This window comes from Senimuribacter intestinalis, from assembly GCF_943192965.1.
GTDB lineage: Bacteria > Bacillota > Clostridia > Peptostreptococcales > Anaerovoracaceae > Senimuribacter > Senimuribacter intestinalis.
Map to the genome: position 1 here is coordinate 1 of NZ_CALPCF010000034.1, position 1,243 is coordinate 1,243.

Sequence of the window (1,243 nt, forward strand, 5' to 3'; positions counted from 1 at the left end):
TGTTCTGGTCAAGCAAAGTTGTAATAGCAATGTGGCATTTACATAACTTTTGCTGGCGGCAGACCATCGTTGTAGGAATGTGGTCTAACATTGTTGTACCAACCATAAGCGTATGCATTAATTTCACGATAAAGCATTTCTTCATCATGAAAGACTTTCAGATTGACAAGTTCTGCTTTCAATGTGTTGAAATAGCGTTCCATTGGTGCATTATCATACGGACAGCCTGGTTTGCTCATACTTTGCCGAATACCCTGCGTTTTACAAAAATCTACAAACTCTTTGGATGTAAATTGACTCCCACGGTCACTATGCAAAATCATTCCGCCCTCTTTTCCGCATATTTCCAATGCTTTTCTCACTGTGTCAATCGCAAGTTTTGTATTGATGCGCCTTCCGTTAACACTTGCTACCACTCTTCGATCATATAAATCAATAATGGTGCAGTTGTAACGCTTTTTCTTGTCTGCAAAAGACAGATATGTAAAGTCTATACACCATTTGGAATTTCTAGTTTCAGCAGTAAAGCCTCGCTCCAGCAAATCCTTTGAAATCTCGTATGCTTCAGCTTCTTTGTGGTAACGGTATTTTGCTTTTCGTGTAACAGACTTCAGCCCTAATTCAACATTCATATACTTACGGACGGTCTGAACACTGCAGTGAATTCCTTTGTTTTCAAGCATCTTCTGCATCATACGGTAGCCTGGTCTTCCTCCGGCTTGGTGGTAAATGCGCTCAATGCATTTAAGGATAGCTGCTTTCTTTTTCTGTTTGGCGTCTTTGCGGTGCTTCTTGTAGTTGTAGTAAGCATTTGGACAAACATGAAAATGACCAAGAAGCCAGTTTACTCCGTAGCGTTTGGCATACCGGTCGATAAACTTGTAGACTGCTATTTGCCCTCCTTCGCAAAGAACGCCGCTGCTTTTTTTAGGAAATCGTTCTCCTTTTTCAATTCTTCATTCTCTTCCTGAAGGCGCCGCAGTCGTTCCATATCCGCAAGCTGCTTTGCACTTTCTGCATTTTTATTGGCTGCCATACGATAGTTTTTTATGATTCGTGAAATGACATAACGGGATATTCCGAACTCATCGGCTAAACTAATCATTGTTCTGCCGTCTTGCACATGCAGTTTAATAATTTGAGCTTCAAGCTCAGGTTCAATATGGATCATAGGGGTACTCCTTTCGTTTTACTATATTTTACAAAAGTCTCACTCCTATTACAACTTTATTGTATCAGCTCA

At 40.5% G+C, this 1,243-nt stretch carries 2 protein-coding genes; both read right to left on the reverse strand.

Going from position 1 to position 1,243, the window contains the following annotated elements; translation table 11 throughout:
- Positions 1-38: 38 nt before the first annotated feature.
- A complete protein-coding gene (locus NFR88_RS14995; protein ID WP_307726241.1) occupies positions 39-953 on the reverse strand; it encodes an IS3 family transposase in 915 nt (304 codons plus the stop codon).
- Positions 890-1,171 (reverse strand): transposase, encoded by a 282-nt coding sequence (locus tag NFR88_RS15000; RefSeq protein WP_251617291.1) that lies wholly within the window; start codon positions 1,169-1,171, stop codon positions 890-892. The genes NFR88_RS14995 and NFR88_RS15000 overlap by 64 nt, the downstream gene beginning before the upstream one ends.
- Positions 1,172-1,243 lie beyond the last annotated feature (72 nt).

What these genes read in the sequence shown, in the direction of transcription:
- NFR88_RS15000 (WP_251617291.1), bottom strand. Translation starts at nt 1,171, where the DNA reads ATGATCCATATTGAACCTGAGCTTGAAGCTCAAATTATTAAACTGCAT.